Origin of the sequence: Propionivibrio limicola (assembly GCF_009469695.1) — a bacterium.
Lineage (GTDB): Bacteria > Pseudomonadota > Gammaproteobacteria > Burkholderiales > Rhodocyclaceae > Propionivibrio > Propionivibrio limicola.
On the sequence record NZ_SSSR01000018.1, the window covers coordinates 12,190 to 35,600 of the forward strand.

Annotated in this window: 22 protein-coding genes and 1 other RNA gene; 11 read left to right on the forward strand and 12 right to left on the reverse strand. The window is 58.5% G+C overall.

Annotation, left to right across the window (positions count from 1 at the left end; translation table 11 throughout):
- Nucleotides 1-13: 13 nt before the first annotated feature.
- The 4 genes from GH659_RS11675 to GH659_RS11690 form a co-directional block, all read right to left on the reverse strand.
- Complete coding sequence (locus tag GH659_RS11675; protein WP_153111589.1) at nt 14-715, reverse strand: hypothetical protein; 702 nt, start codon at nt 713-715, stop codon at nt 14-16.
- Between the two features lie 217 nt (nt 716-932).
- The gene (locus GH659_RS11680; protein WP_170285878.1) at nt 933-1,949 is read right to left on the reverse strand and encodes a helix-turn-helix transcriptional regulator; all 1,017 of its coding nucleotides are present in this window, start codon (nt 1,947-1,949) and stop codon (nt 933-935) included.
- Nucleotides 1,950-2,053: 104 nt separating this feature from the next.
- A complete protein-coding gene (locus tag GH659_RS11685) occupies nt 2,054-2,620 on the reverse strand; it encodes a cyclin-dependent kinase inhibitor 3 family protein (protein WP_170285879.1) in 567 nt (188 codons plus the stop codon).
- Between the two features lie 17 nt (nt 2,621-2,637).
- Entirely contained in the window at nt 2,638-4,887 is a 2,250-nt protein-coding gene (locus tag GH659_RS11690; RefSeq protein ID WP_170285880.1) for an AAA family ATPase, read from the reverse strand.
- 207 nt (nt 4,888-5,094) lie between these two features.
- Between GH659_RS11690 and GH659_RS14810 the strand changes: the two genes are divergently transcribed.
- From GH659_RS14810 to GH659_RS11710, 4 genes are all read left to right on the forward strand, one after another.
- On the forward strand, nt 5,095-5,487 hold the full coding sequence (locus tag GH659_RS14810) for a hypothetical protein (protein ID WP_170285881.1): 393 nt from the start codon (nt 5,095-5,097) through the stop codon (nt 5,485-5,487).
- A gap of 15 nt (nt 5,488-5,502) precedes the next feature.
- Nucleotides 5,503-5,751 (forward strand): hypothetical protein, encoded by a 249-nt coding sequence (locus GH659_RS11700; protein WP_170285882.1) that lies wholly within the window; start codon nt 5,503-5,505, stop codon nt 5,749-5,751.
- 26 nt (nt 5,752-5,777) lie between these two features.
- Nucleotides 5,778-6,590, forward strand: coding sequence for an SIR2 family NAD-dependent protein deacylase (locus GH659_RS11705; RefSeq protein ID WP_153111594.1), 813 nt, complete (start codon nt 5,778-5,780; stop codon nt 6,588-6,590).
- 127 nt (nt 6,591-6,717) lie between these two features.
- A complete protein-coding gene (locus GH659_RS11710; RefSeq protein WP_153111595.1) occupies nt 6,718-7,515 on the forward strand; it encodes a hypothetical protein in 798 nt (265 codons plus the stop codon).
- 166 nt (nt 7,516-7,681) lie between these two features.
- Here GH659_RS11710 and GH659_RS11715 read toward each other — a convergent pair whose 3' ends face one another.
- Both GH659_RS11715 and GH659_RS11720 read right to left on the reverse strand, forming a co-directional pair.
- Nucleotides 7,682-8,587: a 5'-nucleotidase gene (locus GH659_RS11715; RefSeq protein ID WP_153111596.1), complete on the reverse strand. Its 906-nt coding sequence runs from the start codon at nt 8,585-8,587 to the stop codon at nt 7,682-7,684.
- A 107-nt stretch (nt 8,588-8,694) separates the two neighbouring features.
- Nucleotides 8,695-9,678, reverse strand: coding sequence for an ADP-ribosylglycohydrolase family protein (locus GH659_RS11720; protein ID WP_170285883.1), 984 nt, complete (start codon nt 9,676-9,678; stop codon nt 8,695-8,697).
- Nucleotides 9,679-9,881: 203 nt separating this feature from the next.
- On the opposite strand from GH659_RS11720, the gene GH659_RS11725 reads away from it, so the two are divergent.
- Nucleotides 9,882-10,388 (forward strand): Sir2 family NAD-dependent protein deacetylase, encoded by a 507-nt coding sequence (locus tag GH659_RS11725; protein ID WP_153111598.1) that lies wholly within the window; start codon nt 9,882-9,884, stop codon nt 10,386-10,388.
- Between the two features lie 24 nt (nt 10,389-10,412).
- Here GH659_RS11725 and GH659_RS11730 read toward each other — a convergent pair whose 3' ends face one another.
- From GH659_RS11730 to GH659_RS11750, 5 genes are all read right to left on the reverse strand, one after another.
- Complete coding sequence (locus GH659_RS11730) at nt 10,413-11,492, reverse strand: FtsZ/tubulin family protein (protein WP_153111599.1); 1,080 nt, start codon at nt 11,490-11,492, stop codon at nt 10,413-10,415.
- Nucleotides 11,493-11,660: 168 nt separating this feature from the next.
- Nucleotides 11,661-11,986: a transfer-messenger RNA gene (ssrA, locus tag GH659_RS11735) on the reverse strand.
- Between the two features lie 31 nt (nt 11,987-12,017).
- Nucleotides 12,018-12,437, reverse strand: a complete 420-nt coding sequence (locus GH659_RS11740) for a DUF6691 family protein (RefSeq protein WP_153111600.1) — start codon at nt 12,435-12,437, stop codon at nt 12,018-12,020.
- Between the two features lie 10 nt (nt 12,438-12,447).
- On the reverse strand, nt 12,448-12,882 hold the full coding sequence (locus GH659_RS11745) for a YeeE/YedE family protein (RefSeq protein WP_153111601.1): 435 nt from the start codon (nt 12,880-12,882) through the stop codon (nt 12,448-12,450).
- Nucleotides 12,883-12,885: 3 nt separating this feature from the next.
- Complete coding sequence (locus GH659_RS11750) at nt 12,886-13,212, reverse strand: ArsR/SmtB family transcription factor (protein ID WP_170285884.1); 327 nt, start codon at nt 13,210-13,212, stop codon at nt 12,886-12,888.
- A 122-nt stretch (nt 13,213-13,334) separates the two neighbouring features.
- Between GH659_RS11750 and GH659_RS11755 the strand changes: the two genes are divergently transcribed.
- From GH659_RS11755 to GH659_RS11775, 5 genes are all read left to right on the forward strand, one after another.
- Nucleotides 13,335-14,999: an FAD-dependent oxidoreductase gene (locus GH659_RS11755; protein WP_153111602.1), complete on the forward strand. Its 1,665-nt coding sequence runs from the start codon at nt 13,335-13,337 to the stop codon at nt 14,997-14,999.
- Nucleotides 15,000-15,075: 76 nt separating this feature from the next.
- Nucleotides 15,076-16,137, forward strand: coding sequence for an efflux RND transporter periplasmic adaptor subunit (locus GH659_RS11760; RefSeq protein ID WP_153111603.1), 1,062 nt, complete (start codon nt 15,076-15,078; stop codon nt 16,135-16,137).
- The gene (locus GH659_RS11765) at nt 16,134-19,376 is read left to right on the forward strand and encodes an efflux RND transporter permease subunit (RefSeq protein WP_153111604.1); all 3,243 of its coding nucleotides are present in this window, start codon (nt 16,134-16,136) and stop codon (nt 19,374-19,376) included. Before GH659_RS11760 ends, GH659_RS11765 begins: the two co-directional genes overlap by 4 nt.
- Before the next feature lie 14 nt (nt 19,377-19,390).
- Entirely contained in the window at nt 19,391-19,609 is a 219-nt protein-coding gene (locus GH659_RS11770; RefSeq protein ID WP_153111605.1) for a YgaP family membrane protein, read from the forward strand.
- A gap of 54 nt (nt 19,610-19,663) precedes the next feature.
- Nucleotides 19,664-20,026 (forward strand): sulfite exporter TauE/SafE family protein, encoded by a 363-nt coding sequence (locus GH659_RS11775; protein ID WP_153111606.1) that lies wholly within the window; start codon nt 19,664-19,666, stop codon nt 20,024-20,026.
- 191 nt (nt 20,027-20,217) lie between these two features.
- On the opposite strand, the gene GH659_RS11780 is transcribed toward GH659_RS11775, so the two are convergent.
- Nucleotides 20,218-21,540 (reverse strand): 3'-5' exonuclease, encoded by a 1,323-nt coding sequence (locus GH659_RS11780; RefSeq protein ID WP_153111607.1) that lies wholly within the window; start codon nt 21,538-21,540, stop codon nt 20,218-20,220.
- Nucleotides 21,541-22,297: 757 nt separating this feature from the next.
- Between GH659_RS11780 and GH659_RS11785 the strand changes: the two genes are divergently transcribed.
- Nucleotides 22,298-23,401, forward strand: coding sequence for an efflux RND transporter periplasmic adaptor subunit (locus GH659_RS11785; protein WP_281349751.1), 1,104 nt, complete (start codon nt 22,298-22,300; stop codon nt 23,399-23,401).
- Nucleotides 23,402-23,411: the final 10 nt, after the last annotated feature.

Here is a 23,411-nt window from a genome sequence, read left to right on the forward strand (position 1 = left end):
GAAGCCTATCCGATTAGGCTACATGTTCCACAATGCGTTGCTTGCCATCCACGAGTTTGACAGATCCAAAACTTCCCTCTAAGTATCCGAATTTTTCGAGGTAGTCGCTCTTGAGCGACGTATCTTCTCGTTTCAGAACACCGTTCTTACATGAAAACACTTGTGCTTTTAGGAAGCACTTGCAGTTGGCGAGTGAAAACTCAAAGATATTAGGCTCCAAATAGCCATCTCGCTCGATTCTTTGCCTTTCAGATTCGTCATCTTTGTTCCGGATTGCAAGTACAGCATGTACTGAAAACGGCCGTCCGAAAAAAGAATCCTCAGAAAACTGTTCATGGAAGTTTTGCAAATCGCTATCGGAAAAATGTGAGCCGCTAGTTCTTGCTTCGGGGAGTGTCATCTCTTGAGATAGATACGGATGTGTGTGAATTGACCCTAAAAAATCATAGCCAGCCCCGTATGCAAACTGTTCCTTTAAAAATGTTGCATCCTCGTTGTTCTGCACCCATCCCCCATTCATGTCAGCAGAACTGTCTATTGATACGAAATCAACATGGTGATGAACCGTTCTTGACGTCTCTTCTGTATGGCCAAACAACAAGCCGTAGAACTCTATCGCATGGCGCTTTTTGTTTCCGTGTTTTACGACAAACGCTTCAAAGCCGTTCATTAAAGATTGAACAAGCGCTGGTTTGGAAAAATGAACGTAATGCATGAAAATCCTCCGTCTGTTGTAAGAAATAAAATACCACTGGAGATTGCAAATCCAACTGAATGGCTCAGTGAAGGATTGCATCGACTAGCGGGGTGCTGCGGGCTTGTAGATGTTTTGTAAGTGGCGAACGTGGCAGTAGATGTTTTTGCTATTCCGTAGATGCGCTCCCAAGGAATCGGGCTTCCGGTAGACGTTTTTTTGCCGGACTGAGCTGACGTCATGGAATCTCAATGGATTGATACTGCTTTGCTGCCTCGACAAGCGTTTTCGCCACTTGATCGCGCAGGCTGGCGGGCTCTTCAATCACGATATCGGCCCCGTGCGACAGAATCCACCAATGCAACTGCCAGGTGTCGGCGACGGTTGCTTCAAGGCGAATTTTGTCGTCTTCGGCGATCAGTCGTTGATCCGCCGAAAGAGGTGTTTCGGTCAGGATCTCCGAGACCGCTTTAGCAATTGAGGCGACCAGTTTTATCGTTTCCCCCTTGCCAAAGTGCAGGGCGCCGGAGGCAACGTAGTCGTCGAGCGAGAATCCTGGCGGCGGCACGACAGCCTCTTCGAGGCGTTGGGCGTCGACGATCCGGTGCATGGCATACAGCCGGACGTCTTCGTAATCAAACGCGGTGGCGACGAGGTAGGTCGCCGGCCCGCGCTGCACCAGCGCCAGCGGATGCAGGCGCATTTCCTGCGGCTCTTTTCCGTTTTTCTGGTAGTGCACAAGGAGTTGCCGGTCGGCAAGCAGGGCTTCCTGCGTGGCGAACAGGACGTTTTCGTCCACTTTGGGCGGGAGTAACGGCAGCGTCGGAGAAACGTAGCGCACCTTGTGGACCCAGCGGGCGGCGGTGTTGTCATCTTCCAGCTCGTCGAGCTTGTTCTTGGCCTGCTTGAAGCGCGGTTCCATCGAGTCGAGGACGGCGGCCGGCAGCAGTGGGCGAAGCAGTTCTTCCACGATGCTCATCGAAACGGCGTCGCTGACGCTGATGCCCGGGAGATTGGCGGGCTCGCCTTTCGTCCAGTACCAGCCATACGGCGTGCCCTTGTCGTTGCAGGAGATGCCGAAAATCGTCGACAGGCTGATCAGGTCACGCTCGACCGTGCGCTTGGTGACGTCGAATCCGTCGTTTTTCAGCCGTTCGGTGAGCTCCTTGGCGCTAATGCCGGGGGCGCGGTTGGGCAATTTGCACAGCATGTCCCATTGGCGGGCTTGAGCCAGATGATTGGCGGCTTTTGGCATGATTGATTTTCCGTTTGGCATGGTTTCTCCGAATGTTACTACGCGTCATCGCATTGCGACGGATTGCGTCGCAATGAACTCAGGGCGCCCGCCATTGCCCGGCTTCAGAACCATGCCCGGTAATTTCTGACGTAATCTTCCTGCTCCAGCGTTTCGATGGTGTTCCGGCGCGCCGTGCGCACGGCGTTAATGGCGGCTTCCGGCGCGAAACCCGCTTCGATCAGCAGGCATCCGGCAAGCGTTCCTGTGCGCCCGAGTCCGCCCATGCAATGAATGAAGAGGTGTTCCCCTTGGCTCAGCAAGTCGATCATCTCCCGGCCCAGCGTTGGCCAAAGATCGTGAAACGCGGCCCCCGGCGGTTGCCTGTCCGGAATCGGCAGGTGGCGCCAGTTCATTTGGTGGGCTTTGACCCGTTCGGGGAGCGCCGTCACCTGCAAATGGGAAAATTCGTGTTCCTCTATGAGTGAAACGACCATCGACGCACCCCAGTCGCGGATTCGGACGAGATCCTTGTCGAGATCCCTGTCCCACGCGCCGGTCAGCGCGTCAGATTGTTTCTTGCCGGGGCAGAAGGACATGCCGATGTTGCCCCAGCCGTTGGGGAGATGAAGGGTGTCGATGCGCAGCGGGGCGCTGTCGCTGGTGCGAGCGCTGGATGAAAAATGTGTCATGTGAGTTGTCATGTGTCTTATCCAATAAATCCAAAGGTTTTTGCCGGCTGGCTTTGCTTGATCGCACATTCGCGCACAAGGCACTGCAGAAAATCTTCCGGCGAATAGCGTTCGCCAATCAGTGTCTCCTGGCGCCTGACTGTCGCAAAATCCCCCGGCGTGAGCGCGCCGAGCCGCTGCAGCCCCGTACGAACGGGCGCAGACAGGAGGTGCGCGGCGCCATCGAGCACCGTGTCGATAAACATCGCTTCACGCTGTGCCGTATCGAGTGCGTTGAAACGCAGTTTGAAGGTAAAGCGGCGCAGCGCAGCCTCATCAACGTCGTCCATCAGGTTGGTCGTGCAAATGAATACGCCGTCGAACGATTCCATCTGCTGCAGCAACTCGTTGACCTGCGTCACCTCCCACGATTGATTGGCGTGCTGGCGACTGCGCAGGAAACTGTCGGCTTCATCCAGCAACAGAACCGCACCGTCGCGGCTCGCTTCGGCGAACATGCGGGCGATGTTTTTCTCGGATTCGCCGACGTACATGCCGAGCAGATCCGAGGCCCGTTTGATCATGAGCGGTCGGCCGATTTTATCAGCCAGACGGTGGGCCAAAGACGTTTTCCCCGCACCGGGAGCGCCATAAAAACAGAGCGTCGCCGATGGCCGGCGGCAGAGCGATTGTTCGATCTTCTCCAGCGGGATGTCCGTATCCAGATTCAAGAATCCCAGCTGGCACGTATCGCCCCTGGACTGGAGTTGCGTTGTCGTCGCCGGTCGTCCCATGGCGTGCTGGCTGGCCTTGATGGCTTCCGCCAGGGCGGTTTCATCGAAGGAACCCGGCGTCGATTGGCAGAGGCTGGCAAACCGGCTGGCCAGATTGATTTGCGCCGGACTGAGGCGATCATCGGAGGCCAGTTTGCTGACGAGTTCATGGCTGACGGGGATTTCGCCCAGGCAGCGACGCACGACGCGTTCTCGGACCGTCTTGGGCGGCGTACGGAATTCGATGTGGAAGGAAAAACGGCGAAGAAACGCGTCATCGACCGCCTTGATCGAGTTGCAGATCCAGATCGCCGGCACTGGCGAGCTTTCGAGCTGGTTGTTGATCCAAGCCTTGGATTGGTCGCCGCCGCCGGAGGCCTTTCCGCCAAGCAGCGAGAGGAAGCTGAAACCTCTGTCCGGAAATACATCTTCCACTTCATCGAAGATGACCAGCGAACGTTCTCGCTCGGTCAGGAAGCGTTGCGACAAGGAAAAGTGCGTCAGGCGTGTTTTGCCGGCAATCGAATCGCCGTCGTCATCCGCCGATTTCACGTCAAATGCGGTCAGGCCGGCGTGTTGAGCGATCAGTCGGGCAAACTCCGATTTGCCGGTGCCGGGAGTGCCGTAAAACAGCACATTGGTGCCCTTGATCTGGCCTTGGCTGGCGTTGCGCAAATACGAGACCAGCCACTCAAATTCGCGGGTCAGATGCGGGTAGTCTTCCAGCGTCAGCGACGATGCCGCGCTTGGATGGAGCACAACGCGCAACATGTCTTCTGCCTTCGAAAACGTTTCGCCGAGGAAGCTTTCCCCCGTATCGGCAAGACGGATTACATCCTCCATGTCGCTCGGTGAGCGATCGAAATCAATCAGCCCGAAGGCGCGCAGCGGCGCATCGGCCCGCAATGCTTTGCAGACGCTCTCTATAGGCGCATCAATGGCGGCAGCCAGCAGGGAATAGGCTTCGCGCGCGTCGAGGTTATCAATGGATCGAAGAAACGACCGGAAGGGCTCGGCGTTCCTGTGCTCGGCAAAATCAAGGAGACGCTTTTCGAGCGGGCTCAAGCCGACAAGGCTTCCCAAAAGGGTGATGTTCGGATTGCGCGGAGTATTCGCAGAATCTTTGGCCGTCAGGCTTGAAAAATGATCGGCTAGCGCATCGGAAATCGGTTTCTGATCCTCGTTAAAGAGGCGGGAAACGACATTTTGATACGTGCGCCACGTGCTACGACACTTCAGCAATACCGACAGCGGTTTGTCGCCGTAAGACCGTGGTGAAGTCTCGTCATCATCTTCCGCCTGAATGGCTTTTACGATGGCCGCCGTGATTTTCCGTGGCCATTTCATGGTCTTGCCGAGGAGGCGAAGCAGCGCCTCGCTCTCTTCCATGCACTTGGCGAGAACGTCCGGGTGACTCAGGGCGATTTTTAGCGCGTAAACGGTTGGGCGGAGGGTGCTTTTACCTTCTGCCGTGCTCCCTTGCCGGGGGCTATCCAACTCAATTTTGATGTCCATATCAGTCTCCCAAAAGATTACAGGGAGAAGGATAGTTGTAGCGTGAGTCAGAATATGTCGCGATGAGGATTGCAGCGCGAGTGGCTTTTCGATTCCGATTTCTGCCCTCCATAATCGCGCACGACATAAGATGTCGCATGAGTGCGGATAATGCGGCTTCATGGGTAATCCATACACCACGATGCCTGCCTGAGGAGGAATCAGAACATGCCACGGCTGCTGAAATTCATTGACGCCATCGCCCGCGAGAAGAAACGCGATGTCCTGTTCATCGCCTTCCGCTCGAAAGCCGATTGGCGAAAAAATCCACGGCGGCAGCGTGTCTGCCAATGGCTGACCGAGCATCAGATCGCGTGGGAGGAGTGCGGGCCATTCGCCGACGAGTGCTGCATGCGGAGTTACGAAGGGCAGATTTACGTCGATGTGCCGTATGACGATACCGATCCCATGTATCTGCAGGTGCGGGACTATCTCGAGAAGCCGGACGGAACGATGCGCGATCCGAAAGTGGTTTTCTATCTTGTGCCGCTATCAGACGCCATGAGAAACGCCCATCACGACGAACCCGGGTTTTGGGAAAAATGGGCGGAAGGCTTTTAACCGGTTACGGCACCCATGACGGCGGCCAAGGGTATCCGTAATTCCGGATCAACTCACCCGATAGAGGAGACCATGATGGCAAAAAAGACTGATGAGAAACGCGAGCGGAGAATCGCAAAATTGGAGGCGGAACTCGGGCAAGCCCTTTACCCCGTCTCGCGTGATGGCCGCTCCGCAGAGGTTTGGCTCCGTTTTCTTGAGTTTGTGAAAATGGAAAAAGACATGAACAGCAGCGCGTGGCACCGAATGACATGGTGGGATTAAACGATTTCAAGGAGAGGGGTGGAAGAATGTACGAACAGGAAATCGCACAGGCGGCTGCCTTGATTAAAAACGCCGATGCGTTGTTGATTACCGCCGGCGCCGGAATGGGCGTCGACTCGGGCCTGCCGGACTTCCGTGGCAACGAGGGTTTCTGGAAAGCGTATCCGGCCTTGGCGGCGAGCCGCGTGGAGTTTTCCTCCATCGCCAACCCCCACGCCTTCCTCGCCGATCCAAAACAGGCATGGGGCTTCTACGGCCATCGTCTGGCGCTGTACCGCAAAACCGTGCCGCACGAAGGTTTCCAGATACTGCGTGACATCGCGGCGCGCATGCGGCTCGGCTGCTTTGTCATCACCAGCAACGTGGACGGGCAATTTCAGAAAGCCGGCTTTGACGCCTCGCGAATCCTCGAGATTCACGGCTCGATTCACCATCTGCAATGTATGGACCCCTGCCGGGAAACCGTTTGGCCAGCCGACTACCTGACCCCGAAAATTGACGAGGAAAAGTGCGAATGGACCGGCCAACTGCCCACATGCCTGCATTGCGGCTGCCTGGCCCGGCCCAACGTCCTGATGTTCGACGACTGGCACTGGCAGCCCCTCCGCCACGATCTGCAGCGCGGCAACTGGCGGGTTTGGTCCGACCTGCCGAAGAAAATGGTGGTCATCGAACTCGGCGCCGGGATCGATATCCCGTCAATCCGCCGCACGAGTGAAGCGCAACGTGTTCCGGTGATTCGCATCAACCCGCGGCATCCGGAAGTACGTTCGGAAACGGGGGTGAGTTTGCCGATGGGGGCGAAGGATGCGCTGGTGGCGATATGGAAGTTGTTATGACTTCGCAGATTGTAGAGGTTCTCATATATCAGGTGGGGGAAAGTTATTATGGACCGCAAAAAGTCTGTTGTTCATCAACAGTTCTCAGGTACGCTAAAGGTAAAGCATAAGGACACAAGGGAAGACGATGGAAATTGATTCAAAGACAGCCTTCAATATGAACGCAAAAAAATGCAATGACGACGATTACCTTACTGTCGATATTAAACAGTTGATTCATTTCTTCGATGTAGATGCTGGAGCTCAACAAGATTCGAGTTCCATTAAAGGAGTAATTGGAGAAGAATTTGCCTTCGCCTGCATGAAACAATACTTTGAAGGTATTGGTAAATTGGCGACTCTCATAACCGATAACGGAAAACGAACTCCTTGTACGACTGGAGAGCGTAAGGGCTATCAACTTGATGGCTGGTTGCAGGTAGGGGAGAAGCTCTATCAGGTTGAAATCAAGTCGTGGTCTTTTCATGGAATTGGCAGCAAAAACAGAAAAATGCCAATCGGTGGTTCCTGTGACGATGCTTTGGTTGAGCAAAAAAAAATTTTTAACCATTACTACGATTCCAAAGAAAAAGAATTTCTGCAAAGTGGGGTCAAAAAGGTTCTATTGGAAATGAATATCCCCAAAAAAATCCAAGAGCTAAATCTAAAACCTCAACCATTACTCTGCCTCTGGGAGGCTGTATCTCCGAAAGATACAAAGTCGAGTTCGCCCTTCTTCTCCGTGGATGTGGATAAAGACAAAATTGGTAATTTAAAAGAATGTAAAAGCGGAGAATTCACGCAGGTGAGTATCTTCTCTGTTTCAAATTACCTTCGCGGCATTCTGGCTGACGCCGACAAAACCGGCCCTAACCCGACTATTCGTCTGCATTTGCCCCGCATTTCCGCTCGAATTCGGCGGCTTCAGCAGATATTCCAGAGCTGAGCATGTAACCAAAAAAGGATGTGAGCAGCTCCTTGGAATTGCGATGTTTTAAGAAGGCTAGCTACCGGGGGGGCTGACGTCCAATTCGCCGACTTGAGCTTGGATTATCTGAGCGCACGGCATGACAGATACAAATCTGACAGGCTCCTCTCTGGCAATTGGAGCTTTATGTTTCATTCGCTACACCGCTAACAACATGACCGACCGGCCCGGCTTGCGCCGCCGACTGGCAATGCCGGGTCTGGTCGTCAAAGAAGAAGTCGGGTTCGAATTCTTTCAGAAACGGGCCTTTTTCCAATCCGCCAAGGAACATGGCTTCGTCGATACTGATGTTCCAGCCCATCAGGGTGCGGATGGCCCGTTCATGTGCCGGCCAACTGCGTGCCGTGACCAGCGCCGTGCGAATCCTGACGGCGTTTTCCGCCGAGGTTTCGGACTGCAGTTTGTGCAAGGCATCCAGTAGCGGTTTGAACGGGCCGGGCGGAAGCGGCTGAAAGGCTTTGGCGCGTTCATGTTCGGTGAAAGCGGATAGGCCGTCCTTCTGAAATACGCGTTCGGCTTCATCCGAGAACAGAACCGCGTCGCCGTCGAATGCAATGCGGATTTCATGGGGGTGGCGGTCGGCTTCCAGCATTGATTGTGCGAATACGCGAGCGGCGGGGAAGCCAGCCGTCAACGCATTTCTGACGTCATCCTCGTGCGCCGAGAGAAACAGGTGGGCGCCCAGCGGGTTGAGGTAACGGTAGGCGGGTTTGCCACGGGTAAAAACGCCTCGCGTCAGATCGAGGTGATGGCTCTCGGCCGATCGGAAGACCCGCAGGCCGGAGACAGGGTCATTTCGGGAGACGATGATGACTTCCACGCGCCGCTGATCTTCCGTGTTCAATGAGAGCAATTTTTTCACCAACGGGTAGGCAACCCCTGGCTTTGCGGCAACTTCCAGCCGGTCGAGTTGCAGCTGCATATACGCGGCGTCATCCTGCGATTCGAAAACCTCGTTCTCCTCCTCGAAATCGAACAGCGCACGGGATGAGAGGGCGACGACGAGTTGATTGTCCAGAGTGGCAGGCATGGGATGTCAGACGTAACAGGTGAATTGCATGAAGCATATCGGCAGATGCGTTTGTATTCCAGCGCTCATCTTGTTTTATGCGACACAACGTGACGCGGGGCGGGTGCTCAAGCCGGGATCAAACCTCCGATCAGCGGATCGACGTATCGGGTCTGGAGCCACTCGGGCCGTAATTGCCCCTTTTTCACATCGCAATTGAGCAGCGCCGAGCGCATCAGTTCGGGAATTCCCTGTGCGCCATGCAAGGCTCCCAGCAGCCCACCGACAATGCAGGCGTTGGTGTCGGTGTCGCCACCTCCCGAGAGAATGATCGCCAGCGCCTCGTAATAGCTCGTTTTGTTGAGCAAATGATGAAAAGCATGAGTGAAGGCGATGCGCACAAAACCGGCGCTTGGGTAGAACGCTGGGAGATCGCCCCGTTCGGCTTCTTGCAGCCAGGCGCGAACTTCCCTTGCCTCAACAGCATCCAGCACGCCATGAGCTGCCGCAAATGCGCCGCGATGGTCGCCATGGTTAAGCATCAAATGGCGGATCGCGATGACATAAGCTGCATTTGCCCACTGGCAGGATGGGTTCGGGTGGGTTAATCGGGCGTCGCTTCGGGCGGCGTTCACCGTGCTTTCGATATCGAGGCGGTGTGACCACACGCCCAACGGTGCGATGCGCATCAAGCTGCCGTTGGCTTTTGAGTTCGCATTGGAGGCAAGGGCGTTATTGCTGACGAGCTCGGCCAGTTCGTGATCGTCAAGATCGCCTTCGCACAACGCGGCCGAGGTAGCGCCGCCGATATCGAACGGTCGGCTTAAGTACCAGCGACGATAAAACCGTGCGGCCCTGGTGGGCGGATAAAGGTCGCGATCGCGCAGGGCATGACACAGGGCCAGGATCAGCTCGCCATCGTCGGTGATCTGGCCGGGCGCTGTTTGCCAAACGCCGCCGCCCGACATGCACAGCGCAGCGCGGACCTCGTTGGCCGAAGGTTTGTGTCCAAGAAATTCAAGCGTAGCGCCCGCCGCATCGCCGATCAGCGCGCCCATGATGGCGCCTTCCGCCGTGTCGCGCATTCGTAGCGAAGAAAAATTGTTGTGCATGCAAAGCCTTTCCGATGCCGAATTTGCACTCATCGTAACGGACGTGTGCGGCGAGTTATGTCGCAGCAAAGCGTGGATGCTCGATCCCGTTTTACACCATCGGCACCGGTTTCTCCGCGACGTATTGTGGCGCACTCGTCCGGATAATTTTCTGTGAAGCGGCTGATGAACCAGGCCAGTCTAAATAGGGAAAGGTATCCGACATGACATTTACGGCAGAGAGCATTGGTTCCGCATTGACGGAGATTGCACGCCTCCTCGCGCGAGCGCGTCGCGTACTGTTCATCACGGGGGCCGGGATTTCGGTGGATTCGGGATTGCCAACCTATCGCGGCGTGACCGGGTTGTACGACAGCGGCGAAACAGAGGACGGCATCCGCATCGAAGAGGCGCTTTCCGGGTATGTCCTCGCCTGTTGGCCAGAGGTGTCGTGGAAATATATTGCCGAGATCATGCGTCATTGCCGCAATGCGCAACCCAACCCCGGGCATCTGGCAATTTCCGAGTTGGAGTCAATGATTCCGGAGATTGTCGTTTTGACCCAGAACGTGGATGGGCTGCACCGGAAGGCGGGGAGCAATAATGTGATCGAACTGCACGGCAGCACCGTCCGTCGTGACCTATTACCTGCCGGTGGGAGCGTCCGAGGGGTTACAGGGCATTATCGAGCGCATGAAGCTTCTCGGTTAGGGGGACTTACAGGTTATTAATCAGATTCTTGTTGTTGAAAGCTTTCAGGCCGCCAGGATGCTGACCTCAAGCATGTCGGGCGATGCTTCATGGTAATTGGCGCCAAAAATAATCATGGCATCGGGTTGCGCCTCTGCGCGCAACGCCGTCATCACGTCATTGATTTCCCGTATTTTCAGGGAGGTTCTTTCCGCCCTGATGGAAACCTGAATGCCGCGGGCTGCTTTCAGCCGATCAATGCCGAGGAGCGGATGCTGCATTGCCGATTGGGTCGCCTCACGCGTGCGGCTGGTGCCTTGCGAATGCCCCCAGCCAATACCGGTTGTAGTGCCCGCGAGCGTCGTGCGGATATCTTCAAGATCGACGCTGACAAGTCCTTGTAGCGCTGTAACGCCGGCAATACCCCAATAGACGTTCTCGATTGCCGTCTGTGACTGGGCAAACACGTCGGAAAACGGAGCTCCCGCCGGAAGAGAGTGCAGCAAGTCGGCATTCGATATGGGCACGACAATGTCGGCTCGTCGTGCCAATGCATTCAAGCCAGCTGCCGCAATCTGGTTGCGCCTGAGCCCTTCAAACGGGAACGGCAAAACGGGAACGCCCACGGTGAGCGCGCCCAGATCATGGGCAATCGCGGCGACAACGGGCGCAGCCCCCGTTCCGGCCCCACCGCCGAGACTGGAAATAATCAAAACGATATCGGCGCCGGCAAGAGCTGATGTGATTTCTGGCGCCTTCGATTTTGCGAGTAGGCGAACATCGTTTGGCGAGAGCTGTTCTTGTCCCCCCGATCCCAATAGGATGCGTCGTTGTGCTGGCACACGATTGAGTCCGATCAAGTCGGTATCGACAGCCACCGTCTCGAAAGGGTATGAAACAGCCGGCCGGAGTCGCGCTGTGATATCGCCACCCGCCCCGCCAATCGCGACAACGACGACCCGAAGTAAATCGTGATCACCTATTTCTGCAAGAGGGGGCGTTACTTGTGAAAGTCTTTCTTCGCGCTGGGAAAAAAATGGCTTTTGGGGCGCCGTATTTGCCACTGTCTTGGCAAGACCGATCACAGGTGCGGAAGCGCTTAATGCGCTCGCCGTCAGGGAAAACAAAAAATCACGCCGATCCATGGCAGCGTCCAATCAAAAGATTGGTGATAGTTTGACATTCCGCTCCGACATCATATGTCGTATGGCATTTTTAACTCAGCATGAGGTAATGCTGTATTTCGTGACAAAAAATGCTTAACGGCACAGTACAGAACAACGGCAGACAGCATGCTGTCTGCCCGGCAGATGTGACGGTGGGGACCGAAGTCCCCACCGGCTTTTCTTTGGTAACAAGGCTCAAGCAGCCTCGGCATAGGCCTTAAGCGGCCAGTGCGAAACGCTCATCGTTGGCGTTTAGAGATTTGCTTCATTAACGTCGATCGCCTGACGAGTTGCCTGCGCACCTTTGTCCGCCCTGTCGAAACCAGATACACCCCCACCTAAGAGCACTCCGATACGCTTAGGTGGAGGTGGCGGGAATCGAACCCGCGTCCAGAACGCCTCCAGATTGCCGGAATTACAACCATGGTTCAATTATGAACCGTTGCATGAGATAGTCAAGACGCGGAAAAAGTTCAAAGAAACTGCATGAAGTTCATAGTGACGTTACTGTCTATGTTGTTTCAGCGTCAACTCGAACAGCGACATGCCGGCGATCAGCGCCAGAGTGAAGATGACGCCTTTACTTGCGCCGGAGCCGACGAGCACGAGCGCTGGTCCCGGGCAGATACCGGCGATGCCCCAGCCGATACCGAAGAGAGCGCTTCCGGCGACTAGCCGCTTATCGATGTTCCGGAGGGTGGGTATTTGCATCGGCCTGCCGAGCAGCGAGGTTTTGCGGAGGCGGCCGAAGCGGAAGGCGAAGAAGCCCAAGCCAATTGCGCCGGCCATGACCATCATGAGAGACGGATCCCAACGGCCGGCGAGGTCGAGGAAGGCGAGCACCTTGGCCGGGTCGCTCATGCCGGAAACGATCAGGCCGAGGCCAAAAATCAAACCAACGGCGAACGAAATCAGAATATTCATCGGGCAATCCTCAAGCAAACAGGTGGCGAATGGCAAAGACGGTGGTGAAGCCGGTGAGCATGAAAGTCGCCGTCGCGACCAGCGAGCGCGGCGAAAGGCGGGAGATTCCGCAAACGCCGTGACCGCTGGTGCATCCCGAACCAAGACGGGTGCCGAAGCCGACGAGCAATCCGGCCAGCACGAGCGACACCGTATCGGCCTCGATGCGGCTTCCCGGCAGTGGGGCGAACAGGCCATACAGCACCGGGGCGAGCAGCAGGCCAAGGATGAAGGTTGCACGCCAAGCCAGGTCGCCGTTTTGCGGACGTTGCAGCAAACCGCCAACGATGCCGCTGATACCGGCGATACGGCCTTTGAACAGCAGCATCAGGGTGACGGCGAGGCCGATCAGCAGACCGCCTAACAAGGCGCTGAGCGGCGTGAATTGATTCCAGTCGATGGTCATGAATTAACGCTCCTTGATCGGGCAGAAAAGGTCATAAAGGGTGTTGAGTATGGCCAGTACTTTCGGGTCGGTGACCGAGTAATAAATTCGCTTGCCGTCGCGGCGCGTATTGACCAGCCCCTCGGTGCGCAGCACGGACAGTTGCTGGGAAAGCGTTGGCTGATGAATGTCCAGCAATTCTTCCAGTTCGCTCACCGATGTTTCACCTCGGCTGAGTTGGCAGAGCAGTAGCAAGCGGTTCTCGTTGGCCAGCGCAAATAGCAGCGCTGTGGCCTCGGTGGCCGCGGCGCGCATCAAGGCGATGCTGGGTGATGATTGATTGATGTCCATGGTTGTTGCGCTCAGCGTTGTGTTGGAAACACTATATTGACGAATATAATGTGTGTCAATATATTGTTCGGGTGCCCCGTTTGGGGGGCGATAGAAAATGATCATTCGCGGAGTAAGCAAGCATGGAACAGATGAACATTGTGGTGATCGGCGGAGTGGCCGCTGGAGCGTCGTTCGCGGCACGCGCACGGCGCCTTGATGAATCGGCGCGCATTACGATCCTCGAACGCGGTCCGGACGTTTCTTTTGCCAACTGCGGTTTGCCGTACCACATCGGCGGCGAGATTCCGGCGCGCGATGTACTCGCCGTGCAGACGCCGGAATCGCTCAAGGGGTTGCTCAACCTCGACGTGCGCACCCGCACCGAGGCGGTCGGCATCGATCGCGCCAACAAGCGCGTCGAAGTGCGCCACCTGCTGACCGGTACGAGCGAATGGCTCTCCTACGACAAGCTGATGCTCGCCCCCGGCGCCTCGCCGTTGCGCCCCAATCTGCCGGGGATCGACGATCCGCGCATCTTCACCTTGCGCAACCTGCAGGACATGGATCGCATCGTCGCCGCTTCCGAATCTGGGATGCGCGCCGTCGTCATCGGGGCGGGTTTCATCGGCCTTGAGATGACCGAGCAACTGCATCGAAAGGGGCTTACCGTGCAGCTCGTCGAACTGCAGCCGCAGGTCATTCCGCCGCTTGATGCGCCGATGGCGGCGTTGCTGGAGAGCGAACTGCGCCATAACGACGTCGGCCTGCATCTCGGCGACGGCATCGCCCACTTCGAGAGCGCGGAAACGCATGTGCGCTGCCATCTCGCTTCCGGCAAGGCGCTTGACGCCGATCTCGTCATCCTGTCGATCGGCGTCAAACCGGACAGCGAACTGGCGAAGGCGGCCGGCCTCGATCTGGGGCCGCGCGGCCATATCGTCGTCGACGAATTCCAGCGCACGTCCGACCCGGATATCTACGCCGCCGGCGACGCCGTCGAAACGCTCGACCGCGTGCTCGAAAGCAAAACGGCGGTGCCGATGGGCGGACCGGCCAATCGTCAGGGGCGGGTTGCCGCCGATCACATCTTCCTGCGCGAGAAGGCGCGTCCTTACCCCGGCTCGGTCGGCACCGGCATCGTGCGCGCCTTCGAAGCCGTTGCCGGCATCACCGGCTGGAGCGAAAAGCGCCTGCGTGCGGCGGGCATTCCCTTTGCGACGGTGACGGTCAACGACAACCACCATGCGTCGTATTACCCCGGCGCCAAGCCGATAACGCTCAAGATTCTCTGGGCGCCGGAAACGGGGCGGCTGCTCGGCGCGCAGGCCAGCGGTTATGAAGGCATCGACAAGCGGCTCGACGTTTTGTCGACCGCCATTGTCGCTGGCATGACGGTCGAGGATCTGTGCCATCTGGAGCTGGCTTACGCGCCGCCGTTCGGTTCGGCGAAGGACGTCATCAACCTCGCCGGCTTTGCCGCCTGCAATCGTCGCGATGGGCTGGTGGCTCATGTGACCGAACTGCCGAACGATCCGGTGGTGCAGGTCGTGGATGTGCGTGGCGCGCCGCTGGCCGAGGCTTTTCCTGTGCCGGGCGATGTCGTCAATATTCCCTTCCCGAACTTGCGCGCCAGTCTGGACAAGCTCGACAAAAAACGGCCGGTCGTGACCGTCTGCGCTTTCGGCAAGATGAGCTACTTCGCGGCGCGCGTTCTGGCGCAGCACGGATTCGACGTGAAGAGCTTCAGCGGCGGCATCAAGGCGAACATCGACCCGCGCACGCCGGCCAAAATACCGACGTCCTGATCGCCCATGTGCTGGAACGCTCGACTGTTCTAAACTAGAGTTTTTTCAGGGAGTGCTGTTGCAAGGGGGCTGTGCGATGAACATCCGACATCTGTTTCTCCTGCTGGCAGGGATCGGCACGGCTGCTCTCGCAGCGGGGGAAATTCTCACCGCCCCGGTCACGCAAACGCCGGCCGCTGATGTCTATGTGGCCGATTCCACTCTCCAGGCGATCCGCCAAAGCGTCGTTTCGGCGCAGGTTTCCGGACGGGTCCTGCAACTGGCGGTGCGCGCCGGCGACGCGGTGAAGGCCGGGCAGGTCATCGTTCGCATCGATGACCGGGAACTCGTCTCGTCCGAAGCGTCGGCACGGGCGGCGACCAGCGAAGCGCAGGCGAATCTGGCGCGCGCCGAGCTGGATTTGAAGCGCGCGCAGGAACTGGCGAAAAGAAATTTTGTCAGCGCTGCAGCGCTCGATCAGGCGGAAAACGCGGTCAATGCGTCGCGGGCGCGGGTGAGTTCGCTGCGCGCCAATGCCGAGGCGGCGAGCACCACGCGCAGCCATGCGGTGGTGACGGCGCCCTATGATGGCTATGTGGCGTCGACCAGTGTCGATGTCGGCGATATGGCAACGCCCGGCAAGCCGCTCCTTACCCTGTTCGAACCCGGCAAATTGCGCGCTGTCTCCTACGTGCCCGATACGGAGATGGCCCGCCTGCGGGCCAGACTATCCACGACGCCGCCTGAAATCGAACTGTCCGGCAAGGTCGTTACCGGTGCGCAGACGACCGTTCTGCCGGCCGCCGATCCCGGTACGCGTACGACCGAAATTCGCGTCGATTTGCCGACCGGCGTGGCTGCCGTGCCGGGGCAGTTTGCCCGGACCCGCTTTGCACTGCCAGCGGTCGAGTCGGTGCATCGCCTGTCGATTCCTGCGGCGGCGGTGCTCAGGCGCGGCGAATTGACCGCCGTCTATGTAAAGACCGCCGATGGCCGCTTCCAGCAACGGCAGGTGCGGCTCGGCGAAGCGATGCGCGAAGGGCGCGTCGAGATTCTGTCCGGGCTCAAGGCCGGGGAGCACGTTGCGCTCGAACCGGTCAAGGCCGGAATCGAGAGCGCGACGGAGGCCGCGCGTGCGGCGGGCCGGGAATCCCGATGAACGACGATTCCACGCCCCGGCTTGGCCTTTCCGGCCGCATCACGGCGCTTTTCCAGCGCAACGCGATCACGCCGTTGCTGGCGCTTGTCCTCTTTCTGCTCGGGATTTTCGCCGCCTTCATCACGCCGCGCGAGGAAGAGCCGCAGATCAACGTGACGATGGCCAATGTGTTGATTCCGTTCCCCGGTGCGTCGAGCGCCGACGTCGAACGGCTGGTCGCCGGTCCGGCCGAACAAGTGCTCGACCAGATTGCCGACATCGAGCACGTCTTTTCCGTTTCCCGGCCCGGAATGGCCATCCTGACCGTCCAGTACAAGGTGGGCGTGCCGCGTACCGAAGCGCTCGTTCGCCTCTACGACACGCTCGACAGCAACAGCGACTGGCTGCCCGCCGGACTGGGGGTGATGGCGCCCATCGTGAAACCGAAGGGCATCGACGACGTGCCGATCGTCGCGCTGACGCTGTGGACGAAGGATACCGCCATGTCGGCGTTCGAGCTTGAGCGGGTGGCCCACGCCCTGGAGGCGGAACTCAAACGCGTCAAGGGAACGCGCGAAGTGACGACGATCGGCGGGCCGGGCAATGCCGTCAACGTGCATCTCGATGCCGAGCGGCTGGCGGCCCTGGGGTTGTCGGTGGGCGAACTCACCCAGAGCCTGCAGGCGCGCAACCTGGTGTTGCCGGGCGGCGAACTGGCGGCGGACAACCGCCTGCTCCGCGTCAATGTCGGTGACTTCCTCAATGATGCGAAGGATGTCGGCGAGGTGGTCGTCGGCACGCGCGATGGCCGCGTCGTTTACCTTTCGGACGTGGCGACGGTGGAAGCCGGGCCGCCGATGCCGAACCGCTACGTCTGGCACGGCGTGGCGGGCGAGGGGGACGAGAAGGGCGGCGAGAAGGGCGGCGAATTCCCGGCCGTCACCGTGCAGGTAACGAAGAAGCCGGGCGAGAACGCCGTCGATGTGGCGGAGGCCGTCATCCGGCGCGTTACGGCGCTGCACAACCAGTTGATACCGGCCAATGTCGAGCTGTCGGTAACGCGCGATTACGGGAAAACCGCCGACGAGAAGGCCTCAAAGCTGATTCAAAAGCTGATTTTTGCCACGGCCTCGGTCATCGCGCTGGTCTGGCTGGCGCTCGGTCGGCGCGAGGCGGCTATCGTTGGTGCGGCCGTTATCCTCACGCTGGCCGCGACACTGTTTGCGAGCTGGTCATGGGGCTTCACGCTCAACCGCGTGTCGTTGTTCGCGCTGATTTTTTCGATCGGCATCCTCGTGGACGACGCCATCGTCGTCGTCGAGAACATCCACCGACACCGGGCGCTCGAACCGGCCAAGCCATTGTGGGAAATCATCCCGCCGGCCGTGGATGAAGTCGGCGGGCCGACCATCCTGGCGACGCTGACGGTGATCGCGGCATTGCTCCCCATGGCTTTCGTGACCGGCCTCATGGGACCGTACATGAGCCCCATCCCGATCAATTCGAGCATGGGCATGCTGATTTCGCTGGCGGTCGCGTTTGTCGTGACGCCCTGGCTTGCCAACAAGTGGCTGGTTGAACATCAGGAAGTCGAGACACACGGCGAAGGTGATGCAGGCCGCCTGATGAAGCTGGCGCGGCGCGTGCTCGGCCCCTTCCTCGATTCGGAGCGCGGCCATCGGGCGCGGCGCAAGCTCTGGCTCGGCGTCGGCGCGGCCATCGCCATTTCGCTGGCGTTGCCGCTGCTGAAAGGGGTGGTGCTGAAAATGCTGCCGTTCGACAACAAAAGCGAGTTTCAGGTGGTCGTCGACATGCCGCCCGGCACGCCGCTCGAAACGACCGCGGCGGTGCTGCGCGACATGGGGGCGGAATTGGCGAAGGTGCCGGAGGTGACGGACTATCAGGCCTATGCCGGGGCCGCGAGTCCGATCAATTTCAACGGTCTGGTGCGCCAGTATTACCTGCGCGCTTCGAGCGAACTGGGCGATATTCAGGTCAATCTGGTCGACAAGCACCAGCGCGACCGGCAGAGCCATGAGATCGCGCTGGCCGTGCGCCCGGCGCTGCAGAAAGTCGCGGCCGTCCACGGGGCGCGCGTCAAGGTCGTCGAGGTGCCGCCGGGACCGCCGGTGCTCAGCCCCATCGTCGCCGAAGTTTACGGCCCGGATGAGGTTGGGCGGCGCAGCGTAGCGCGGCAGGTGCTGGCCGCGTTTGAAGGCACGGCCCACATCGTCGATACCGATACGACCGACACCGCCGCGTCGCCGCAGCTGACCCTGCGCGTGCTGCAGGGCAAGGCCGCACAGCTCGGCGTGAGCCAGTCGCAGATCGCGCAGACGCTTTATGCGGCGGGGCAGGGCAGCGATGCGGCGTTTCTGCATGACGAGCAAAGCAAGTACGCCGTTCCCGTGCGCTTGCAGTTGCCGTCGGCGAAGCTTTCCGATGTGCGGACCCTGCTCAAGCTGCCGGTGAAAACGGCCGACGGACGCACCGTGCCGCTCGCCGATCTCGTCGACGTCGTCTCCGGCGAGCGCGACCGGGTTTTCTTCCACAAGGATTTGATGCCGGTGACCTACGTGCTCGGCGACATGGCCGGCGATCTGGACAGTCCGCTCTACGGCATGTTTGCCATCCGCGCCAAGCTCAACGACCTAATTCTGAAAGAGGGCGGCAGGCTCGGCCAGACGTTTATCCGCCAGCCCGCCGATGCGTGGAGCGGCTACGCGCTCAAGTGGGACGGCGAATGGCAGATTACCTACGAGACGTTCCGCGACATGGGCGCCGCCTACGCCGTCGGGCTGGTGCTGATTTATCTGCTGGTCGTCGCGCAGTTCAGGAGCTATCTGACGCCGCTCGTCATCATGGCGCCGATTCCGCTCACCCTTGTCGGCGTCATGCCCGGGCACGCGCTGCTCGGCGCGCAATTCACCGCGACGTCGATGATCGGCATGATTGCGCTGGCCGGCATCATCGTGCGCAACTCGATCCTGCTCGTCGATTTCATCAACCTGCAGGTGGACGAGGGCGTGCCGTTCCGCGAGGCGGTCATCCGTTCCGCCGGCGTGCGCGCGCAACCGATCGGCCTGACCGCGCTGGCCGCCATGATGGGGGCGCTTTTCATCCTTGACGACCCGATTTTCAACGGACTGGCGGTGTCGCTGCTGTTCGGCATCGCCGTATCCACGCTGCTCACGCTCGTCGTGATTCCGCTGCTCTATTACGTCCTCAACCGGAAGCGCTTCGAGCCAAGCGACGCCTGAAAGGAGTGCATCAAATGACGACCGAACGCCTGATCTGCATCATTGCCGGTACGTTCATTCTCGTTTCGCTCGCCCTGGCCATTCCCGCCAGTCCAGTCTTCGTCAGCGAATGGTTCCTTGCCCTCACCGCGTTTGTCGGTGCCAACCTGCTGCAAAGCGGTGTCACGCGCTGGTGCCTGATGGAGAAGATTCTGGTCGCGCTCGGCGTTCGGCAGGGAGGCGTGCATGACTGAGAATTCGCCGCTTCCCGAGTCGTTGGCGATATTTCATCGGGCCGAGGGTATGGAATGAGGTTCGCGCTTCTCGTCCTTATCGGCCTGGCCGCAGGCATCAGCTCCGGAATTTTCGGCATCGGCGGCGGGATTTTGATCGTTCCCGGATTGATGTACTTGCTCGACTTCCCCGTCCATCGCGCCATCGGCACCAGTCTGGCTGTGCTTTTGCCGCCCATCGGCGCGGCCGCCGTATTTGCCTACTACCGCGCCGGCAACATCGACTGGCATGCCGCCATCCTGCTCGCCGTCACGGTATTCATCGGCGCATGGCTCGGCGCCACGCTGGCCAACAATCTGCCGCCGCATCTGATGCGCACAGTGTTTGGAATCTTTCTGGTCGGCTTGGGTTTCTACACGCTTTTTCTGACGAAGTAGGTGCGCGGCCTCCAATGCAGGGCCATGTTTGCACGGAGGATAGCCTTGGGGAGTGGATTAGAGAAAAGGCGGATACGACCTATTCCGGCCGTTCGAGGCAGAGTTGGTTTAACGGCCGGTGTCCCAGGAAAGCAGTCGCCCAGTCTGGCTGCTACATGTGATCGGAAGCATGCCTCAATGGTCTCTGCTATTCATGCAATTCTCGATGAACGGTTATGGCCGTCAGTATGTATCCAGTCCTGTTGCCGAGAGCTACCCTTTCCCAGCCTCTTTGAAATGCGGTTACGGATTTTCTCCGCCCCGGATAGCGAATTTGTGCCTGGGTAACGATTAAATAGATCATTGGCTGTGGCGACCGCCTCGTCGTGTCGCTTGTTCCGGCATAAAACCATCGTTATCCGATCCACAGCTTTCACTAGCGGATTACAGCGATGAATTTTTCCGTAAGCTCGATCAACCTCTCCAAACAAGCTGTTTTCCAGTAGCAGATCCAACTGCTCTTCCCCCAACTTGAGCGCCTGTCGGTAGGCCTCCAGTGCATCATCCGGATTGACTTTTTCGACCAGCTTCCCGGAGTTAATCAGGGAATCAATTTGGTCTTTTAGCGCTCGATATTTCTCCTGCGTTTTTGCGTTGTGTTTCCGCCATGGGTTAGCGCGATTGAGTACAGTTTTAGCGTGCTTTTTGAGTAGTTTTTCTTTGAAGGCTCGTGCTTTTTTATAGGTAAGTTCATCATCCAGCAGGCGAAGATCATATTTCCCAGCCAGCATTTGCTCTGTGTAGAACGTCCAAATCGGATCCTTGTCGGGGATTGCTGATTGCCCCACGCGTACAGTTCGTACGTAAAAGCACTCTCCGGCCATGTTGAAATGGCCGTAAACCTCGCATTCTTCGTCATCGTCGCCGTTGTCGACGTAGAAATGGCGCAGATACCCGGCGTCAGGCTGCTTTTTTGTTCTCACTGCATCCCATAGAGCAATCGCCCGGATTGTGTCCCCTTGCGCCCTATGCGCCTTGCCGTCGGGGTTGATGCCGAACGCGGCGCAGGCGTCTTCCAGCTTATACGAGCGAAGATTCGGATGCTTCTCGCGCAGCAGTTCAAGCACACAACGGGATTCATTGTTGAATGATCGTCCCAGGCGCTTTGCGGCTGCTCGCAGAAAGCCCATGTCGAAATCGGCGTTGTAGGCATGCACATGATCGGCGCCGATATAGTCGAAAAACTTGTGAAGGACTTCCTCTCCCGGCTTGTCTGTCACCATTTCGTCAGTAATCCCGGTTAACTCGGCTACCCGCTGCGGGATTGGCCGGCCAGGATTAATCAGGGTACCCAGTCCATCATGGACGCTCTCCCCAAAAACCGCGCGCAACACGCAAATTTCGGTAATCCTGTCGTTCTCAGGATCGAGGCCTGTCGTTTCGAGATCGAGGAAAAGTGCATATTTCTTAGGTGTTTCGCCAAGTAGGCTAACTGCTGGCTCTGGCTCCGTTTGCGCGGGCTTTTTCTGAAACATGACCCATGCCGCAGCAAGGCCTAAGAGTGCAGCCAGGACTATCAGAATGTAAGACACGAAACCCTTTATTTTTTGGAATAGCGGTAGTTTGGCAGTGGTCGAATGACATTGCAATGAAGTCTTAACGCACTGCGTTCGCGGGATTGAGTAGCTGACGTTCGACGCGTTTTACAGCAGAAGAGTACGTGGCCAATAAATTGCCGATCGAACAGAACCAAAGGTCTAAGGTCGCCTTTGACCGAATAGCACGTATCGACGGTCAGGCAGCTTTCAGAGCGGAGTGTCCCCTTGTACATCAGATTTTTTGAAAAGGGGGTAGTCCGGTTGTAGCCGAATTCCACCCCACACTCTCTTTTTAACCCGCATACCAATCCAAATCTGACTTGCGTCCATCCCTGCAATAATCCGGATGCCCGTCATTACGAGATCGCGGCTGTGTTGAAACAGTTTGCAATCAGTTATTGCTCTGCTGAAACCGTTTAGCATCGATTTCCCCGGAAAATATAACCAACCGTACCGTTGACGGTTTTCAGCGGTTTTGAATGCCCCGATTGGAGCGCGATTGCGGGCGAGTGGCGGAGACGCGTTACCGAGTGTCTTCGACTTACGGCATATGTTTTCCGAGGAGTTTGTAGTGAGACATTTTCAGGTTTTTGAATCGGCCCGTTCTTTTCGGATTGGGTTGGTTGCCACATTTGGCCTTGTGATAAGCAGCGCCTTCATCGCCGGGTGTAGCGAGAGCCAGTCGGCTCCGAACATGGGCGGCAAAGCGCCCGAGGTGGGCGTCGTGACGCTTGCTGCCCAGCCGTTGACGCTGACCACCGAGTTGTCCGGCCGCACCTCCGCCTACATGGTCGCGCAGATCCGGCCGCAGGTCGGCGGCATCGTCCAGAAGCGCTCGTTTATCGAGGGCGCGATGGTGAAAGCCGGCGACCTTCTGTATCAGATCGACCCGGCCAGTTATCAGGCGGCCTACGCCAGCGCCAAAGCCAGCGTGGCGCGCGCCGAGGCGACGCTGAACGCCGCGCGGTTGAAGGCGCAACGGCAGGCCGAACTGCTCGCCATCGAAGCGATCAGCAAACAGGATCACGAGGACGCGCAGGCCAGCCTGCAACAGGCGGAGGCCGATCTGGCCGCGGCCAGGGCGGCGCTGGAAACGGCCCGCATCAACCTCGAACATACACGCATCACGTCGCCGATCAACGGCCGCATCGAGACCTCGTCGGTCACGCCCGGCGCGCTGGTGACGGCCAATCAGGATACGGCGCTGACAACCGTGCAGCAGCTCGATCCGATCTATGTGGATATTCCCCAGTCGAGCGCCGAAGTCCTGCAGTTGCGGCAGGCGCTGGCCAGCGGCAAATTGAAGGGCGCCGGCGACAACGAGGTGCGCATCCAGCTGCAACTGGAAGACGGCAGCACCTACACGCATGAAGGCAAGCTGCAGTTCAGCGGCGTCACGGTCAACACGACGACGGGCGCGGTAACGCTCCGGGCGCTCGTGCCCAATCCCGAACGCCTGCTGATGCCGGGCATGTACGTGCGCGCCAGGCTTGAGCAGGCCACCGATCCGCAGGCGTTGCTGGTGCCGCAGCAAGGCATCGGCCGCGACAACGCCGGGCGGGCGACGGCGCTCGTGGTGTTGCCGGAAGGCAAGGTCGAACAACGCAGCGTTACGGTAGCGGAGGCGGTCGATCATCGCTGGCGGGTGACGAGCGGGCTGGCGGCCGGTGACAAGGTCATCGTCGAGGGATCGGCCAAGGTCCGTCCGGGGCAGACGGTCAATGCCGTGGCGGCCGATGCCAAGGCGGCGCCGGCGACAGGCGAAAAGCCGGCGGCGAAGAACGCAACGGCCGGGTAAGGGGAAAACA

Bases quoted from the DNA above. Each gene is read 5' to 3' on its own strand.
- GH659_RS11720 (WP_170285883.1), bottom strand. From the start codon at position 9,678: ATGCACAACAATTTTTCTTCGCTACGAATGCGCGACACGGCGGAAGGC.
- GH659_RS11765 (WP_153111604.1), top strand. From the start codon at position 16,134: ATGAACGACGATTCCACGCCCCGGCTTGGCCTTTCCGGCCGCATCACG.
- GH659_RS11715 (WP_153111596.1), bottom strand. From the start codon at position 8,587: ATGCCTGCCACTCTGGACAATCAACTCGTCGTCGCCCTCTCATCCCGT.
- GH659_RS11745 (WP_153111601.1), bottom strand. From the start codon at position 12,882: ATGACCATCGACTGGAATCAATTCACGCCGCTCAGCGCCTTGTTAGGC.
- GH659_RS11690 (WP_170285880.1), bottom strand. From the start codon at position 4,887: ATGGACATCAAAATTGAGTTGGATAGCCCCCGGCAAGGGAGCACGGCA.
- GH659_RS11730 (WP_153111599.1), bottom strand. From the start codon at position 11,492: ATGGATCGGCGTGATTTTTTGTTTTCCCTGACGGCGAGCGCATTAAGC.
- GH659_RS11775 (WP_153111606.1), top strand. From the start codon at position 19,664: ATGAGGTTCGCGCTTCTCGTCCTTATCGGCCTGGCCGCAGGCATCAGC.
- GH659_RS11780 (WP_153111607.1), bottom strand. From the start codon at position 21,540: ATGTTTCAGAAAAAGCCCGCGCAAACGGAGCCAGAGCCAGCAGTTAGC.
- GH659_RS11685 (WP_170285879.1), bottom strand. From the start codon at position 2,620: ATGACACATTTTTCATCCAGCGCTCGCACCAGCGACAGCGCCCCGCTG.
- GH659_RS11770 (WP_153111605.1), top strand. From the start codon at position 19,391: ATGACGACCGAACGCCTGATCTGCATCATTGCCGGTACGTTCATTCTC.
- GH659_RS11680 (WP_170285878.1), bottom strand. From the start codon at position 1,949: ATGCCAAAAGCCGCCAATCATCTGGCTCAAGCCCGCCAATGGGACATG.
- GH659_RS11785 (WP_281349751.1), top strand. From the start codon at position 22,298: ATGGGCGGCAAAGCGCCCGAGGTGGGCGTCGTGACGCTTGCTGCCCAG.
- GH659_RS11675 (WP_153111589.1), bottom strand. From the start codon at position 715: ATGCATTACGTTCATTTTTCCAAACCAGCGCTTGTTCAATCTTTAATG.
- GH659_RS11705 (WP_153111594.1), top strand. From the start codon at position 5,778: ATGTACGAACAGGAAATCGCACAGGCGGCTGCCTTGATTAAAAACGCC.
- GH659_RS11700 (WP_170285882.1), top strand. From the start codon at position 5,503: ATGACGGCGGCCAAGGGTATCCGTAATTCCGGATCAACTCACCCGATA.
- GH659_RS11750 (WP_170285884.1), bottom strand. From the start codon at position 13,212: ATGGACATCAATCAATCATCACCCAGCATCGCCTTGATGCGCGCCGCG.
- GH659_RS11725 (WP_153111598.1), top strand. From the start codon at position 9,882: ATGACATTTACGGCAGAGAGCATTGGTTCCGCATTGACGGAGATTGCA.
- GH659_RS14810 (WP_170285881.1), top strand. From the start codon at position 5,095: ATGCCACGGCTGCTGAAATTCATTGACGCCATCGCCCGCGAGAAGAAA.
- GH659_RS11760 (WP_153111603.1), top strand. From the start codon at position 15,076: ATGAACATCCGACATCTGTTTCTCCTGCTGGCAGGGATCGGCACGGCT.
- GH659_RS11755 (WP_153111602.1), top strand. From the start codon at position 13,335: ATGGAACAGATGAACATTGTGGTGATCGGCGGAGTGGCCGCTGGAGCG.
- GH659_RS11710 (WP_153111595.1), top strand. From the start codon at position 6,718: ATGGAAATTGATTCAAAGACAGCCTTCAATATGAACGCAAAAAAATGC.
- GH659_RS11740 (WP_153111600.1), bottom strand. From the start codon at position 12,437: ATGAATATTCTGATTTCGTTCGCCGTTGGTTTGATTTTTGGCCTCGGC.